The organism is Curtobacterium sp. PhB78 (assembly GCF_003751685.1).
Classification (GTDB): Bacteria; Actinomycetota; Actinomycetes; order Actinomycetales; family Microbacteriaceae; genus Curtobacterium.
Genome location: NZ_RKIA01000003.1, coordinates 318,683 through 334,352 on the forward strand (window position 1 = coordinate 318,683; position 15,670 = coordinate 334,352).

13 protein-coding genes are annotated in these 15,670 nt (G+C 71.3%); 10 read left to right on the forward strand and 3 right to left on the reverse strand.

Annotated features, from left to right (window positions below; genetic code table 11):
• Positions 1 to 92: 92 nt before the first annotated feature.
• Positions 93 to 1,379: an LCP family protein gene (locus EDF53_RS08480; RefSeq protein WP_165901022.1), complete on the reverse strand. Its 1,287-nt coding sequence runs from the start codon at positions 1,377 to 1,379 to the stop codon at positions 93 to 95.
• A 294-nt stretch (positions 1,380 to 1,673) separates the two neighbouring features.
• Here EDF53_RS08480 and infA point away from each other — a divergent pair, with 294 nt between their 5' ends.
• The 8 genes from infA (at position 1,674) to EDF53_RS08520 (ending at position 9,394) form a co-directional block, all read left to right on the forward strand.
• Complete coding sequence (gene infA / locus EDF53_RS08485; protein ID WP_017885509.1) at positions 1,674 to 1,895, forward strand: translation initiation factor IF-1; 222 nt, start codon at positions 1,674 to 1,676, stop codon at positions 1,893 to 1,895.
• A 70-nt stretch (positions 1,896 to 1,965) separates the two neighbouring features.
• Complete coding sequence (gene rpmJ, locus EDF53_RS08490; protein ID WP_071276701.1) at positions 1,966 to 2,082, forward strand: 50S ribosomal protein L36; 117 nt, start codon at positions 1,966 to 1,968, stop codon at positions 2,080 to 2,082.
• A gap of 186 nt (positions 2,083 to 2,268) precedes the next feature.
• Complete coding sequence (gene rpsM, locus EDF53_RS08495; protein WP_058728274.1) at positions 2,269 to 2,643, forward strand: 30S ribosomal protein S13; 375 nt, start codon at positions 2,269 to 2,271, stop codon at positions 2,641 to 2,643.
• Between the two features lie 9 nt (positions 2,644 to 2,652).
• Positions 2,653 to 3,051, forward strand: a complete 399-nt coding sequence (gene rpsK, locus EDF53_RS08500; RefSeq protein ID WP_017885507.1) for a 30S ribosomal protein S11 — start codon at positions 2,653 to 2,655, stop codon at positions 3,049 to 3,051.
• Between the two features lie 190 nt (positions 3,052 to 3,241).
• Positions 3,242 to 4,237 (forward strand): DNA-directed RNA polymerase subunit alpha, encoded by a 996-nt coding sequence (locus tag EDF53_RS08505; RefSeq protein ID WP_071259847.1) that lies wholly within the window; start codon positions 3,242 to 3,244, stop codon positions 4,235 to 4,237.
• A gap of 63 nt (positions 4,238 to 4,300) precedes the next feature.
• Positions 4,301 to 4,870 carry a 50S ribosomal protein L17 gene (gene rplQ / locus EDF53_RS08510; protein ID WP_123293149.1) on the forward strand — a complete coding sequence of 190 codons (570 nt, stop codon included), beginning with the start codon at positions 4,301 to 4,303 and terminating at the stop codon, positions 4,868 to 4,870.
• Between the two features lie 157 nt (positions 4,871 to 5,027).
• Positions 5,028 to 6,146 (forward strand): aromatic acid exporter family protein, encoded by a 1,119-nt coding sequence (locus EDF53_RS08515; protein ID WP_123293150.1) that lies wholly within the window; start codon positions 5,028 to 5,030, stop codon positions 6,144 to 6,146.
• A gap of 41 nt (positions 6,147 to 6,187) precedes the next feature.
• Positions 6,188 to 9,394, forward strand: a complete 3,207-nt coding sequence (locus EDF53_RS08520) for a BTAD domain-containing putative transcriptional regulator (protein ID WP_123293151.1) — start codon at positions 6,188 to 6,190, stop codon at positions 9,392 to 9,394.
• A gap of 10 nt (positions 9,395 to 9,404) precedes the next feature.
• Here the strand turns inward: EDF53_RS08520 and EDF53_RS08525 are convergent, their stop codons facing one another.
• Both EDF53_RS08525 and EDF53_RS08530 read right to left on the reverse strand, forming a co-directional pair.
• Positions 9,405 to 10,235, reverse strand: a complete 831-nt coding sequence (locus EDF53_RS08525) for an ABC transporter permease (RefSeq protein ID WP_123293152.1) — start codon at positions 10,233 to 10,235, stop codon at positions 9,405 to 9,407.
• Positions 10,232 to 11,245: an ATP-binding cassette domain-containing protein gene (locus EDF53_RS08530; RefSeq protein WP_123293153.1), complete on the reverse strand. Its 1,014-nt coding sequence runs from the start codon at positions 11,243 to 11,245 to the stop codon at positions 10,232 to 10,234. Before EDF53_RS08530 ends, EDF53_RS08525 begins: the two co-directional genes overlap by 4 nt.
• 90 nt (positions 11,246 to 11,335) lie before the next feature.
• On the opposite strand from EDF53_RS08530, the gene truA reads away from it, so the two are divergent.
• Both truA and EDF53_RS08540 read left to right on the forward strand, forming a co-directional pair.
• On the forward strand, positions 11,336 to 12,190 hold the full coding sequence (gene truA, locus EDF53_RS08535; RefSeq protein WP_260215245.1) for a tRNA pseudouridine(38-40) synthase TruA: 855 nt from the start codon (positions 11,336 to 11,338) through the stop codon (positions 12,188 to 12,190).
• Between the two features lie 81 nt (positions 12,191 to 12,271).
• Positions 12,272 to 15,403, forward strand: coding sequence for an ExeM/NucH family extracellular endonuclease (locus EDF53_RS08540; protein WP_185020986.1), 3,132 nt, complete (start codon positions 12,272 to 12,274; stop codon positions 15,401 to 15,403).
• The last annotated feature ends 267 nt before the right edge of the window (positions 15,404 to 15,670 follow it).

Genomic DNA, 15,670 nt, shown 5'->3' on the forward strand with positions numbered 1-15,670 from the left:
AGGCGCGGGTCGTCCCCGCCTCGTCGCCCGCCGCGCGCAGACGCGACTGCCCAGTGCCCGGAGGGCGCCGCGCCGTCAGCCCTGTCCGGCGGTCAGTTGCCGACGGAGCAGGTCTGCTCGGAGGCGCTCTGCCCGGTGATCGACGAGGGCAGCGGGGTCGACGTCGCCGTGCTCGTGGCGGACGAGCTCGGTGCGGACGACGTCCCCGACGATGCGCCGCTCGATGCGGGCGCCGACGCTGTGTCGGACGGCGTCGTGCCGGTCGACGGTGCGGTCGTCGCGGTGCCCCCGGCGGTCGGCGACTCCTCGGACGCGCGCCCGGTGCTCGAGTCGCTCAGCGAGGACTTCACGTCGTTCTGCAGCGCCACGTTGAGCGTGTGGGCGGTCTCCTGGTCGACGATCACCCGCGCGCTGTCGTCGGGGTCGTCGGCGACGGGGTACTGCACGAAGAGCATGTTGGCGGTGCTCATGCCGCGCAGTGCCGAAGCGAGGCCGACGAGGGTGCGGGTCTGGGCCAGGCCGTCGGACAGCGTCATGTTCGACAGGGCCGCGCCGGCGAGCTTGTAGAGCGTGATGGGGTTCGACAGGGTCCCGTCGGAGGTGACCTTGCGGAGCAGCGCCGACAGGAACACCTGCTGCGAGCTGATCCGGGCCAGGTCGCTGCCGTCGCCGACGCCGTGGCGGGTGCGCAGGAACGCGAGGGCGTCGGAGCCCTCGAGGTTGTGCGAGCCGGCCGTGAGGTGCAGCCCGGTGAAGGTGTCGTCGATGGGCTCCGCGACGCAGACGTCGACGCCGCCCAGGGCGTTCGACATCTCGATCACGCCGTCGAAGGTGATGAGCCCGGCGTAGGGGATGCTCAGGCCGGTGAGGTTCTCGACGGTGTCGACGACGCACGAGACGCCACCGTTGCCGAGCGCCGTGTTGAACATGGCGGAGGTCGAGGCCGGGTAGGTCGTCCCGCTCGCGGGGTTGGTGCAGGCCGGGATCGGGACCATCAGGTCGCGGGGGAAGCTGACCGCGGTGAGCTGCTGGTGGTCCTCGGAGATGTGGATGAGCATCGTGACGTCGTTGCGGGCGCCCTCGACGTCCTCGTCGGAGTCGAACTGTCCGACGCGGGTGTCGCTGCCGATGAGCAGGATGTTCGCCCCGCCCTTGATCGCCGTGATGTCGGCGGTCTTCGCGGTGCTCTGGTCGTCGGTGCTGAGCTGCACGGTCTGCGGTGCGGTCGCCAGCTGGGCGCCGGCGATGGCGGCGACGCTCGTCCCGCTCACGAGCACGACGGCCAGCGCCGAGGCCACGACGGTCACGAGCGTGGTCCAGCCGCGACGGCGGGCCTGCTTGCCGTGTGCGGCGAAGGGGCGTCGTGTGGCGTCGGGCACGTGGTCTCCGTTCGGTGGTCCGCGCAGGGTACGTGGGCGGCGGACGTGGCTGCGGAGCAACGCTACGGTCCGGGCACAAGCTCCGGCCCGGAGCACGCCGTCAAACCACTGTGGAACACTCAGGCGTGCCACCGGAAGCCCCAGGTGAGGGGGCGTGCCGCGCCTGCACTTGGCAATTGCGGGTTTACCACATAAGATCGATCTTTGGTGTGTCATGCCCTCTCGGGTGTGGCGACCGACCCGCAGACCGGTTCGGGGATCACACCTGTTCCACAACCAAGCGACAGTGAGGCTATGGCCAAGAAAGACGGCGTCATCGAGATCGAAGGCTCGGTGCTCGAAGCTCTGCCCAACGCGATGTTCCGCGTTGAGCTGACGAACGGACACAAGGTCCTCGCGCACATCTCCGGGAAGATGCGCCAGCACTACATCCGCATCCTCCCCGAGGACCGCGTGATCGTGGAGCTGAGCCCGTACGACCTGACCCGCGGCCGGATCGTCTACCGCTACAAGTGATCCGCGAGCTGGAAAGGAACGGCTCGGCAATCCTGCCGCGCACGAAGCCAGCGAGCACGAGGAAAGAACAATGAAGGTCAACCCCAGCGTCAAGCCCATGTGCGAGCACTGCCGAGTGATCCGCCGCAAGGGCCGCGTCATGGTGATCTGCAAGAGCAACCCGCGTCACAAGCAGCGCCAGGGCTAGTCCCGGGCGCGTGACCGGCGCCGACGCTGTCCCTCGGACAGCAGGCTGCTCGAGCACGACCCACAACTGAAGATCGACAACGCAGTACCAGAACCCGGTCGCACGACGACCGGGGGACACCTCGGGTCGGAGGCCCGGGCACCGGTACTGCTCCACACCTCCATCGACAACAGGAGCAGCCATCACATGGCACGTCTAGCAGGCGTCGACATCCCGCGCGAGAAGCGCGTGGAGATCGCACTCACGTACATCTACGGCGTCGGCCGTACCCGCGCGGTCCAGGCACTCGCCGAGACCGGTATCTCCGGTGACATCCGCGTCAAGGACCTGACCGACGACCAGCTCGTCGCCCTCCGTGACTTCATCGAGGGCAACTTCAAGGTGGAGGGTGACCTCCGCCGCGAGGTGGCAGCCGACATCCGTCGCAAGGTCGAGATCGGTAGCTACGAGGGTCTTCGCCACCGTCGTGGTCTCCCGGTGCGCGGTCAGCGCACCAAGACCAACGCGCGTACCCGCAAGGGACCGAAGCGCACCGTGGCAGGCAAGAAGAAGGCTCGATAGGAGACCCCGATGGCTACCCCCAAGACTGCCGCGCGCAAGCCGCGCCGCAAGGAGAAGAAGAACGTCGCAGTGGGCCAGGCCCACATCAAGAGCACGTTCAACAACACGATCGTCAGCATCACCGACCCGTCGGGTGCCGTCCTCAGCTGGGCGTCCTCGGGTGCCGTGGGCTTCAAGGGTTCGCGCAAGTCGACGCCGTTCGCGGCGCAGCTCGCCGCCGAGTCCGCTGCGCGTCAGGCGCAGGAGCACGGCGTCAAGAAGGTCGACGTCTTCGTGAAGGGTCCGGGTTCGGGCCGTGAGACCGCGATCCGTTCGCTCCAGGCCGCTGGCCTCGAGGTCGGTTCGATCAACGACGTCACTCCGCAGGCGCACAACGGTTGCCGCCCGCCGAAGCGTCGTCGCGTCTGACGCGAGGAGCAACCGGCCGCGCCCTGCTCGTCCCCTGACGGGGTCGGGCAGGGCCCGCGGCCATTCCTGGTCGTTCGATCGCGCACATCGGTGCGCGTGATCACAACTCAACAGACCCGTCGGGGCCCACGCGGCCCCGTCGTACCGCCAAGTGTCATATAGCGGACACTTCGCCGAAAGGAATCCCACAGTGCTCATTGCACAGCGCCCCACCCTGACCGAGGAGTCGATCTCCGAGCACCGCTCGCGCTTCGTCATCGAGCCGCTCGAGCCGGGCTTCGGTTACACCCTCGGCAACTCGCTGCGCCGCACGCTCCTCTCCTCGATCCCCGGCGCGGCTGTCACCAGCATCCGCATCGACGGTGTCCTCCACGAATTCAGCACCGTTCCCGGTGTGAAGGAAGACGTCACCGAGATCATCCTCAACATCAAGAGCCTCGTCGTCTCCAGCGAGCACGACGAGCCGATCACCGCGTACCTGCGCAAGCAGGGTGCCGGTCAGGTCACCGCAGCGGACATCTCCGCTCCGGCCGGCGTCGAGATCCACAACCCGGAACTCGTCATCGCGACCCTGAACGACACCGCGCGGTTCGAGCTCGAGCTCACGATCGAGCGCGGCCGCGGCTACGTCTCGGCCACGCAGAACCGTTCCGAGTTCTCCGAGGCCGGTCAGATCCCGATCGACTCGATCTACTCGCCGGTCCTCAAGGTCACCTACCGCGTCGAGGCGACGCGTGCCGGTGAGCGCACGGACTTCGACCGCCTGGTCGTCGACGTCGAGTCGAAGCCGGCGATCACGCCGCGCGACGCCATCGCGTCGGCCGGTCGCACGCTGGTCGAGCTGTTCGGGCTCGCTCGCGAGCTCAACACGGCCGCAGAGGGCATCGAGATCGGCCCCGCGCCGGTCGACGCTGTCCTGTCGAACGAGCTGCAGACCCCGATCGAGGACCTCGACCTGTCGGTCCGCAGCTACAACTGCCTGAAGCGCGAGGGCATCAACACGGTGTCCGAGCTCGTCGCCCTGTCGGAGACGCAGCTCATGAACATCCGCAACTTCGGTCAGAAGTCGGTGGACGAGGTCAAGGACAAGCTCACCGAGCTCGGCCTGTCCCTCAAGGACACCGTCCCCGGATTCGACGGCGCCCACTTCTACAGCGGGTACGACGAGGACGAGTCCAACAACTGATCTCGCGCTCACGCGCAAGCGCGCTGACACCGCGCGCACCACTTTCACCACTGGAGAACTGACATGCCGAAGCCCACCAAGGGCCCCCGCCTCGGTGGCGGTCCCGCTCACGAGCGCCTGCTCCTGAGCAACCTCGCCAACGCCCTCTTCACGCACGGTCGCATCACGACCACCGAGACGAAGGCCAAGCGCCTCCGTCCGGTCGCCGAGCGGCTCATCACGTTCGCGAAGCGCGGCGACCTGCACGCTCGTCGTCGGGTCATCGCGACCCTGCGCGACAAGTCCGTCGTGCACACGCTCTTCACGGAGATCGCCCCGCAGGTCGAGGACCGTCAGGGCGGTTACACCCGCATCACGAAGCTCGGCTTCCGCAAGGGCGACAACGCCCCGCTGGCGTCGATCGAGCTCGTCCTCGAGCCGGTGTCGGGCACGCCCGCCCCGGTGAAGCGCACCGCGGCTCCGGCCGCCGCCGCTCCGGTCGAGGAGCCGGCTGCCGACGAGACCACCGAGGAGGCCCCGGTCGAGGCGACCGAGACCACCGAGGAGTCCGCGCCGGTCGAGTCCGAGACCGAGACCGAGGCTGCCGCCGAGGTCGAGGCCGACGCCGCCGAGAAGAGCGACGACACCAAGTAGTACCCCGCGTCACCACGAAGCCCCCGCGACCCAGGTCGCGGGGGCTTCGTCGCGTTCGGGAGCGCTACCCCTGCTCCCCGACGTCCGGAGAACGCAGGACCGTCGCCTTCCCAGTGGGCGCCCCGTAGCGTGTCCGCCCGACAGGGAGAGTCACCACATGGAGTTCCAACACATCGCGGGCGTCGGTCGCCGCGCGTGGCGGTGGAGCCGCACGTCCGGCACACAGCCGCGACTGCTGCACGCAGCCAAGGCCGCCGGCGCCGCGGCACTGGCCTGGTTCATCGCCAGGCACGTGCCCGGGGTCGCGTCCGACTACCCGTACTACGCACCGCTCGGGGCGATCGTCGCGATGCAGACGACGGTCTACGCGGGGCTGCGCAACGGCATCCAGACGCTCGTCGGCATCCTGCTCGGCATCGCCGTCGCGGGCTTCACGATGATCGTGGGCGACCCGGGGATCCTCGCCGTGGCCCTGGCGGTCGGCATCGGCGTGCTCGTCGGCGGGTTCCGGGTGCTCGGCGAGGGCAGCACCTGGGTCTCGACGGCGGCGTTGTTCGTGCTGCTCGTCGGCGGGGCGAACGCCGAAGGCTACTCGTTCGGGTACCTGGTGCAGATGGGCGTCGGCGTCGTCGTCGGTCTGCTCGTGAACTTCCTGGTGTTCCCACCGCTGCACTTCTGGGACGCCGAACGTCGGATCGACGAGGTGAACGCCGTGTTGGCCGAGCACCTCGAGGGGCTCGCGCGCGTGCTGGAGACCGGCAAACGCGACGAGGACGCCTGGAACCGGCAGCAGGACAAGCTCGACCGTGCGATCGCCGACGTGCGCGCGCGGGTGTCCGTCGCGCACGAGAGCCGGAAGATCAACCCCCGCGGGGCGCTCCGCGGGTCACGGGCTCGGCTCCAGCAGGACGGGGCACGCTTCCGGGCGCTCGAACGGGTCGCCTGGTACACGACGGACCTCACCGAGCTCGTCGCCCGGTCGGGTCCGGTGTCGGCGAACATCGGGCGTCCGGATCCGGCGTTCACCGAGCCCCTCACGGAGGCGCTCCGTCAGCTCGCGTGCATGATCCGCGGGGAGTGCCCCGAGGACGAAGGCGACAAGGCGATCGAGCGACTCGAGCAGGCGCTCGACGCTTCGCGCGAGAACCCCTCGCACGTCGCGGTGACGGCGTCCGCGCTCGTGGCGCTCCGCGGCATCGTGGAGTCCGAGCGCCGTGCGACGGACAACCTCGACACCCGCACGGGGCCGTCGGCGTTCCACCGTCCGCGCGGCTGACGCGAGGACCCCGTGACACCGGCGCTCCGTAGACTCGCACCGTGACCGTCCCGCCCCGAATCAACGTCCTCGGACCGGTCACGGTGACGGGTGCGGACGGCCGGCAGTCGCCGGTGCCCGGTGCGCTCGCTCGGTCGTTCGTGACGGCGCTGGTGCTCGCGCGCGGCCACGCCCTGACCACCGAGTCCCTGATCGACGACCTCTGGCCGGACGTGCAGCCGCGGGGTGCCCGTGCGGCGCTGCAGACGCTCGTGTCCCGACTGCGCCGGAGCGTGGCGGACGGCCTCGTGGTGTCGACGAGCACCGGGTACGCGTTGGGCGGCGACCCCGAGGACGTCGACCTCGCCCGTGCCGAGCGTGCGGCGGGGGAGGCAGAGCCGGCAGCGGTCCGTGCGGCCCTCGACCTCTGGCGTGGTGACCCGGGCGCGGACGTCGACGGGGACCTGGGCGCGGCGCTCACGGACCGTGCGGCAGTGCTCCGGCGGACACTCCGGCGCGCGCTCGGCGGTGCACTGCTCGACGAGGGCGATGCCGACGAGGCCGCCGCACTCTGGGCGGCAGAGGCCGTCGCCAACCCCTACGACGAGGTCGCGGTCGCCGGTTCGATGCGTGCCCTCGCCGCGGCCGGCCGCACGAGCGAGGCCATCGCCGCCTTCGCGGCGCACCGTGACCGCCTCGCCGACGAACTCGGCGCTGACCCCTCGGCCGACCTGGTCCGCCTCAACGCCGAGTTGCTGCGCCGATCCGGCCCCGCCACGGGCAGTGTCCGCCGCGTCGGCCTGCGTGCTGCGCCGAACACCTTGGTCGGGAGGGAGGCCGACCTCGCCGCCGTCTCGGACCTGCTGTCCGCCGGACGGCTGGTCACGATCCTCGGTGCGGGTGGGCTGGGGAAGACCCGCCTCGCGCAGGCGGTCGCCGCCGGCCTGCCGCCGACACAGGGCGTCGTCGTGTTCGAGCTCGCGCCGCTCGCCACGGCCGACGACATCGTGCCGGCCCTCGGCGCGCTGCTCGGGATCGCCGAGTTCCGTTCCACCAGGTCGCTCCGGGACGCCGTCGCGGCCGACCTGCGCACCCGGGTCGTGCGGGCGCTCGCCGACGGGCCGACCGTGCTCGTCCTGGACAACTGCGAACACCTGGTTGCCGAGGTCGCCGCCTTCGCCGCGGACCTGCTCGCGACCGTGCCCGAGCTGCGGATCCTGACGACGTCACGCGCGCCGCTCGCCATCGCCGGCGAGGTCGTGGCTCCCCTCGCGCCCCTGCCCGTCGAGGCCGACGGGGCAGCCGTCCGGCTGTTCACCGAGCGGGCGCGGGCCGCACGACCCGGAGCCGTGCTGCCGGTGGACGCGGTGCGCCGGATCTGCACGCGGCTCGACGGGTCACCGCTGGCCATCGAGCTCGCGGCCGCACGCATCCGGGGGATGAGCGCCGACGAGATCGAGCGCCGGCTGGACGACCGGTTCGCGCTGCTGCGCGGCGGCGACCGGAGCGCCCCGGAGCGGCACCGCACCCTGCTCGCCGTGATCGAGTGGAGCTGGCGCCTGCTCGACGACGGGGCCCAGGACCTGTTGACCCGGCTGGCGCTCTTCCCGGACGGACTCGCGGTCGACGCCGTCGAGGCCGTCGCCGCCCCGGACCGCCGGGCCGACGCGCTCGACGACCTCGCCGAGCTCGTGGAGCAGTCGCTCGTGCAGCTCGTCGAGCACGAGGGTGAGCCCGTGCGGTACCGGCTGCTCGAGACCGTGCGGGAGTTCGGTGCCGCCCGGCTGGGGGACCGCGGCGCCACCGAGGCCGTCCGAGCGGCCATGATCGGCTGGGGCCGTGGGTTCGCGGCCGAGCGCAACCTCCTCACCATCACGGGTTCCGCCCAGCTCGAGCGGTTCCGCGAGGTCGCCCGCGAATCCGACAACCTCGTCACGCTGCTCCGCTGGAGCCTGGCGGCCGACGACACCGCGGCGGTCGCGCACCTGTTCGCGGCCCTCGGCGGCTACTGGTCGCTGCGCGGTGCCCACGGTGAGGTCGTCGCACTCGGCCCCGAGGTCGTCCCGGTCCTGCGCCGTACCGGACCGGCGACCGAGGACCGTGCCGCGACCGTGCTCGGACTCGTCGTCACCGGCGGGTCGTCCGCGTTCAGCGACAAGCGCACCGCAGCCCTCGCCGTGTCGACCCTGCGCCGCGTGATGCGCGACGGCACCACCGGGTTCGCGGTGCTCGACGCCCAGGCAGCGCTGCTCCTCACCCTGGGGCGACCGGCCGACGGGTACGCCCTGCTCGCCCGCTACCGCGACGACCCGGAGCCCGGGGTCGCCTGCCTGGCGAACATGCTCAGCGCGCCGCTCGCCGAGAACGACGGGGAGTCCGCCGTCGCCCTGCGGTACGCGACCCGCGCCGAGACGCTCTCGCGGTCGAGCGACGACGCCTGGACCACCGGGTCGATCGCCGTCACCATGACCCAGCTCCTGGCGCAGACCGGCCGGCACGCCGACGCACTGCGGTCCGCCGAGGTCGCCCGCGAGCAACTCGAACGGTTCGGGGCCGACGACGACCTGTACGAGATCGGCTGGACCGTCGGCCTCTGCGCCGCGAGCACCGGCGACGTCGTCCGTGCCCGGCAGGTCGCCGACGACCTGCAGCACCGTCCGGTCGAGGCCCGCGGCGGGTTCGACGAGGACCGGGTGCAGATCGGCGTGCTCGCGATGGCCATCGGTGCGGAGTGCTCGCGCTGGGAAGGAGCCCTCGACGACGCCGCGGCGGAGTACGCCCGCGCCTGGGACTCCGTGCTGCCCCTGCGGAAGCAGACGCCGCACTGGACGCTCATGGCGGGCTCGGCGCGGATCGCGGCGCGGGACGAGGCGGCGGTGCACCGGACCGACGGAGCCGCGCCGGGCCTCCCGGTCGACGACGTGGCGGTCGCGAGACGCCTGCGCGTCGGTGCGCTCGTGATGCTGCGCGTCCACCCGTGGTGGCTGGACCTGCCCGTGATCGGGACCGCCCTGCTCGGCCTGGCGCTCGCCGCCGCCCGTGACGGACAGCCGGAGCACGCCGCTCGCTGCTGGGGGCTGGCGACCCGACTCGGTTCGCGGCAGGACTTCGGCGTGCTCGCGCACCCACGGATGCGGTCGGTGCTGGCCGACGCCCTCGGCGACGCGGTGCTGGCGGACGCCGAGACGGCCTCGGCCGGATCGAACCGGACCGAGGCCGTCTCCGAGGCGCGGCTCCTGCTCGAGGAGCTGCGGTTCCGCGTGCGCTGATCGGCGCCCGTCAGGCCTTCCGCATGTACGCGCGGACCGTCAGCGGTGCGAACACCGCGACCACGACCGCTGCGCCGAGCAGGCTGATCCAGAGGTCGACGCCCACCGTGCCGTGGTTCACGAGCTCGCGGACCGCCGTGATGAGGTGCGAGATCGGGTTGACCTCGGAGAACCAGCGCAGCCAGTCCGGCAGGGTGTCCGCCGGCACGAACGCGTTCGACAGGAACGTCAGCGGGAACAGCACCATGTTGGAGATGCCGGAGACGCTCGACGCCGTCCGCGCGACGACGCCGAAGTAGGCGAAGATCCAGCTGATCGCCCACGCGACGACGATGACCAGCAACCCGGCCAGGACGACCGCACCGAAGCCGCCGGCCGGACGCAGACCCATGATGATGCCGACCGTGAAGGTGATCGTCGTGGCGATCGCGTACCGGACGGTGTCGGCGAGCAGCGCACCCGCGAGCGGGGCGATCCGGGCGATGGGCAGGGACTTGAAGCGGTCGAAGACGCCCTTGTCCATGTCCTCGCGCAGCTGCACGCCCGTGACGATCGACGACGTGATGTTCGTCTGCACCAGGATGCCGGGGATGATGATCGGCAGGTAGCTCGCGACGTCACCCGCGATCGCACCACCGAAGATGTACGTGAACATCACGGTGAAGATGATCGGCATCAGGGTGACGTCGAACAGCTGCTCCGGGGTGCGCCGGACCTTGATCAGCCCGCGGTACGCCATCGTGAGCGACTGCCGGACGGTGGCGCCGAGGCCGGTCGCACCGACGCCGGGGCGCGGGGTGATCCGGGGCGCAGCGGTGCCCGTGGTGGTGATGGTGGTCATGCGATGCTCCCTGCGAGTTCGCGGTCGGTGCTGTCGTTGTCGTCGTCGGTGCCGTCGTCGTCGGTGGTCGCCGGTGCGCCGGTGATCGTCAGGAAGACCTCGTCGAGGGTGGGCTTCTGCACGCTCATCTCGGCGAGGGTGATGCCGGCCTCGCGGAACGACACCAGCAGGTCCGTCACGCGGTCGGGGTCCGACATCGGTGCGGTGAGACGCGAGCCCTCGGGGCTGGCCACCGCGTCGACTCCGAGGGTGTTCCGGACGATCGTGCGCGCGGCGTCGAGCCGGAGCGCATCGGTCAGGCGGAGCTGCAGCGACGAACTGCCGATCGAGGCCTTCAGCTCGTCGCTCGTGCCCTCGGCGACGACCTTGCCGTGGTCGATGACCGCGATGCGGTCGGCGAGCTGGTCCGCCTCGTCCAGGTACTGCGTCGTCAGCAGCACCGTCGAACCCGTCGCCACGAGCTCGCGGATGGTGTCCCACATCTGCGCACGGGTCCGGGGGTCGAGCCCCGTGGTCGGCTCGTCGAGGAAGATCAGCGGCGGCTGCGCGATGAGGCTCGCAGCCAGGTCGAGCCGGCGACGCATGCCACCGGAGAAGCCCTTGAGCGGGCGTGACGCGGCCTCGGTCAGCCCGAAGCGTTCGAGCAGCTCGACGGCCTTCCGCTTCGCGTCCGCGCGGGACAACCCGAGCAGGCGCGCGAAGATCACCAGGTTCTCGGTCGCGCTGAGCGTCTCGTCGACGCTGGCGTACTGACCGGTCACCCCGATCAGGGTGCGGACCGTCTGCGCCTCGCGCCGGACGTCGTGCCCGAAGATCCGGGCCTCGCCGCCGTCCGCCTTGAGCAGGGTCGCGAGCATGGAGATGGTGGTGGTCTTGCCGGCGCCGTTGGGACCGAGCACGCCGTAGACCGTGCCGGCCTCCACACGGAGGTCGACACCGTCCACTGCGCGGTTCGTCCCGAAGGTCTTCACGAGGCCGGAGGCCTCCACCGCGAGCGGTGTCGTGGTCATCGAAATGTCCTTTCGTCGATGTCGAGGACGATGGTGCCGCGGGGCGCTCACGCGGCACTGACGTGGCGCTGACATGGCTACCGTGGGGACGTGAGCGAAACGGTGCGACTGCGGCTGGACATCGCGTACGACGGGGCCGCGTTCTCCGGGTGGGCCCGGCAGCCCGGGCTGCGGACCGTGCAGGGCGCGCTCGAGGCCGCCCTCGCCACCGTCTTCACCCGGTGGGGTGAACCGCCACTGCTCACCGTCGCCGGACGCACCGACGCCGGCGTGCACGCCACCGGCCAGGTCGCCCACCTCGACCTGTCCGCCGAGCAGTGGGACGCGCTCGGCGCCAAGCGCGGCACGGGGCGCTCGCCGCTGGACGGGCTCGTCAAACGCGTGAACGGCATCGCGGCACCCGAGGGCGACGTCGTCGTCACCCGGGCGTCGGTCGCACCCGACGGGTTCGACGCACGGTTCTCGCCGCTCTGGCGACGGTACGAGTACCGGATCGCGGACGCCGACGCCCCGCGCGATCCACGTCGGCGCGGGCACACGGTCTGGCACGGTGCGAGCCTCGACCCGGCAGCGATGGAGCGCGGTGCGCTGACGCTGTTGGGGCTGCACGACTTCGCGACGTTCTGCAAGCCGCGCGAGGGCGCGACGACCATCCGGACGTTGCAGGAGTTCCGCTGGGACCGCGAGCCGGACGGCGTGCTGGTGGCGCGCCTCCAGGCCGATGCGTTCTGCCACTCCATGGTGCGCGCGATGGTGGGGGCGACCATCGCCGTCGGCGAGGGACGGTTCGGGCCGGAACGACTCGAGGAGCTCCGCGTCGCCGAGACGCGGACGAGCGCGTTCAAGACCGCTCCGGCGAAGGGGCTGACGCTGACCGAGGTGGGGTACCCGGCCGACGCGGAGCTCGCGGGACGGGCGGAGCAGACGCGGGCGCGACGGGAGTGAACGCCCGGCCCTGATGTTGCCGAACGCAATCATTTACCTCGACGCAACCTGAGGGACTCCGCAGGTCGGTAGCGTGCGGGCATGCCCAACTCCCTCGGGCGCACTCTGCTGTGCGCCACGGCTGCCGCGACACTCCTCGCGGCCCCGCTCGTCACCGTCACCGCAGCGACCGCGAACCCCGAGGGGAGTGGCCTCGTCATCGAGGAGGCCTACCTGAAGGCGGGCAGCAACGGCGCCTTCTACAACCAGAAGTTCATCGAGATCGGCAACCCGACCGACGCCCCGGTGTCGCTCGACGGCTGGTCGCTGCAGTACCGCTCGGCGACGAGCTCCGGCGCCTTCTCGACGAGCGCGCTCGAGGGGACGGTGCCGGCCGAGGGCACGTTCCTGGTGTCGATGGCCGGCAACGGCGGCGCCACCCCGGTCGGAGCGGACCTGCCGACGGCGGACGACACCGCCTCGCTGAACCCCTCCGGAACCACGGGCACGCTCGTGCTGTCCGACGCCTCCACGCCGGTGGCGCTCGCCGCGGGTCCCGTGACGACCGGCACCGCGGGCGTCGTCGACCTGCTCGGCTACGGCGCCTCGAACACCTTCGAGGGCACCGTGCGCACCGTCGAGGGTGCGAACGCCGTGCCGAACGGCCTGGTCCGCCAGGGCACCACGGACACCGACGACAACGGCGCGGACTTCTCGGTGACGACGACCCTGACCCCGCGGAACGCCGCGGGTGAGACGGCTGCGCCGACCGACCCGACCGAGCCCACGGACCCGACCGACCCGACGGAGCCGACGGACCCCGGCGCCCCCGCCGAGGCCGTGACCATCGCCCAGCTGCAGGGCGCCACGGACACCTCGCCCTACGCCGGCAAGACCGTCACCACCGACGGTGTCGTCACCGCGGTGTACGCGTCCGGCGGCTTCAACGGCTACACGATCCAGACGCCGGGGACCGGCGGCGCGATCGACTTCGGCACCCACACCGCGTCCGACGCCGTCTTCGTCTTCTCGTCCGCGACAGCCGGGCTGGTGGCCGAGGGCGACCACGTGCGGGTCACCGGTGCGGTCTCCGAGTACTTCGGCCTGACCGAGCTGACGGTGTCGGGGGCATCCTCGCTCGAAAAGCTCAGCGACGCCGTCGCCGCCCCGCAGCCCGCCGCGGTCGCGTTCCCGTCGTCGGACGCGCAGCGCGAGTCGCTCGAGAGCATGCTCATCGCCCCGCAGGGCTCCTTCACGGTCGCCGACAACTACACGACGAACCAGTACGGCGAGGTCGTGCTCGCCAGCGGTGCCGGCCGCCTCGTCCAGCCGACCGAGGTCGGTCGTCCGGGCAGCGCCGAGGCGACGGCCGCCGCGGCGTCCAACGCCGCGCGCAAGGTCACGCTCGACGACGGTGCCAGCACCAACTTCCTGACGAAGGCCAACCAGGGCATCCCGGTGTCCTGGCTCACCCAGGGCCCGGTCACCGTCGGTGCGACCGCCACGTTCGAGGGTCCGGTCGTCCTCGACTACCGCAACAGCGGGTGGAAGTTCCAGCCGACCGCGCCGATCACCGGTGCGACCCCGGCGGCGGACCTGCCCGCGTCGTTCTCGAACGTGCGCCAGGCGAAGCCGCAGGACGTCGGCGGCGACCTCAAGCTCGCCGGGTTCAACGTGCTGAACTACTTCCCGACCACGGGTGACCAGCTCACCGGCTGCTCGTACTACACCGACCGTGCGGGCGACCCCGTCACGGTGAACTCCGGCTGCGACGCCCGCGGTGCTGCCGAGGAAGAGGACTTCCTGCGCCAGCAGGTCAAGATCGTCAAGGCGATCAACGGCCTCGGTGCCGACGTCGTCTCGCTCGAGGAGATCGAGAACTCGGCGCGCTTCGGCCAGGACCGCGACGCCGCGGTCGCCACGCTCGTCGACGCCCTGAACGCCGCCACCGGCGAGGACACATGGGCCTACGCGAAGTCGCCCGCGACCGTCCCGGCGAGCGAGGACGTCATCCGCCTCGCGCTCATCTACAAGCAGGACCGCGTCGAACCCGTCGGTGAGTCGACGATCCTGCTCGACGACGCCTTCACGAACGCCCGGCAGCCCGTCGCGGACGCGTTCCGCCCCGTCGGCGGCACCGCGGACGACGACTTCCTGGTGATCGCGAACCACTTCAAGTCGAAGGGCTCCGGCACCGGCGAGAACGCCGACCAGGGTGACGGCCAGGGCGCCTCGAACGCCGACCGGGTGCGGCAGGCGAAGGCCCTCGTGACCTTCTCCACCGACATGCAGGCGCAGTACGGCACCGACAAGGTGTTCATGCTCGGCGACTTCAACGCCTACAGCAAGGAGGACCCGGTGGTCGTCCTCGACGACGCCGGTTACACCGACCTCGGCCCGGCGCTCGACGCCACCGAGTACTCGTACGTGTTCTCCGGCCTGAGCGGGTCGCTCGACCACGTGTTCGCGTCCCCGGCCGCCACCGAGACGGTCACGGGGGTGGACATCTGGAACATCAACTCGGTCGAGTCGGTGGGTCTGGAGTACAGCCGCTACAACTACAACGCGTCGGACCTGTACACCGACGACGTGTTCCGCGCGAGCGACCACGACCCGATCCTGGTGGGCTTCGACCTCGATGCTGCGGGCACCGACCCGGGCACGGACCCGGGCACGGACCCCGGGACCGGCCCGACCCCGGTGCCGACCCCGACCCCGACGCCGGGTGACGGCGGCACGACCCCGACCCCGACGCCGACGCCCACGTCGAAGCCGACTCCCGCTCCGACCCCGTCGGCTCCGGGGGCGGTGCCGCCGGTGGCCCCGTCGGAGACCGGTCTGACGGACACGAACCGTGGGGGCGTCTCGGCGCCGTCGTCGGCTCGTGCGGGGGAGACCATCACGGTCACGGTGGGCACGCAGTACGCGGGTGACGTCGTGAACGTGTGGCTGTACTCGACGCCGACGCTGCTCGGCACCGTGACGGTCGGCGCTGACGGCACGGTGCGCGTCACGATCCCGTCGGACACTCCCGCTGGTGCACACCACCTCGCGGTGACGGCCGCGGACGGGAGCCTGATCGGGTGGACCCCGATCACGATCACCGCTGACGGGCAGCTCGCGTTCACGGGTGCCGAGGGCCTCGGTGCCGGAGCACTCATCGCGTTCCTGCTGCTCGCCGCGGGTGCCGGCGTCCTGATCGTCCGCCGTCGCCGCCGGGCGGCCGCGGAGTAGCCCCCACGCCCCACGGGGGTACTTCGTGAGCAGGAATGGTCGGGTTCGCCGTGCGCGACCCGACCATTCCTGCTCACCATGCGGGGTGGGCGCGACCCACGGACGGACGGGAGGCCCGTGGCGAGGCCGCCACGTGCCTCCCGTCCGGCAGTGGCTGCGTTTGACCGACGCGACCCGCGTCGGCTAGGCTCTCACCTTGGTCTGTGCGCCACGCGCGCCGGACAGTCAGATGAGCCCTCCATCCGGGCGTTCCGCCGGCTTCTGCCG

Coding starts and splice junctions, on each gene's coding strand:
- infA (WP_017885509.1), top strand. CDS start 1,674: ATGGCCAAGAAAGACGGCGTCATCGAGATCGAAGGCTCGGTGCTCGAA.
- rpmJ (WP_071276701.1), top strand. CDS start 1,966: ATGAAGGTCAACCCCAGCGTCAAGCCCATGTGCGAGCACTGCCGAGTG.
- rpsM (WP_058728274.1), top strand. CDS start 2,269: ATGGCACGTCTAGCAGGCGTCGACATCCCGCGCGAGAAGCGCGTGGAG.
- rpsK (WP_017885507.1), top strand. CDS start 2,653: ATGGCTACCCCCAAGACTGCCGCGCGCAAGCCGCGCCGCAAGGAGAAG.
- rplQ (WP_123293149.1), top strand. CDS start 4,301: ATGCCGAAGCCCACCAAGGGCCCCCGCCTCGGTGGCGGTCCCGCTCAC.
- EDF53_RS08515 (WP_123293150.1), top strand. CDS start 5,028: ATGGAGTTCCAACACATCGCGGGCGTCGGTCGCCGCGCGTGGCGGTGG.
- EDF53_RS08525 (WP_123293152.1), bottom strand. CDS start 10,235: ATGACCACCATCACCACCACGGGCACCGCTGCGCCCCGGATCACCCCG.
- EDF53_RS08530 (WP_123293153.1), bottom strand. CDS start 11,245: ATGACCACGACACCGCTCGCGGTGGAGGCCTCCGGCCTCGTGAAGACC.
- EDF53_RS08540 (WP_185020986.1), top strand. CDS start 12,272: ATGCCCAACTCCCTCGGGCGCACTCTGCTGTGCGCCACGGCTGCCGCG.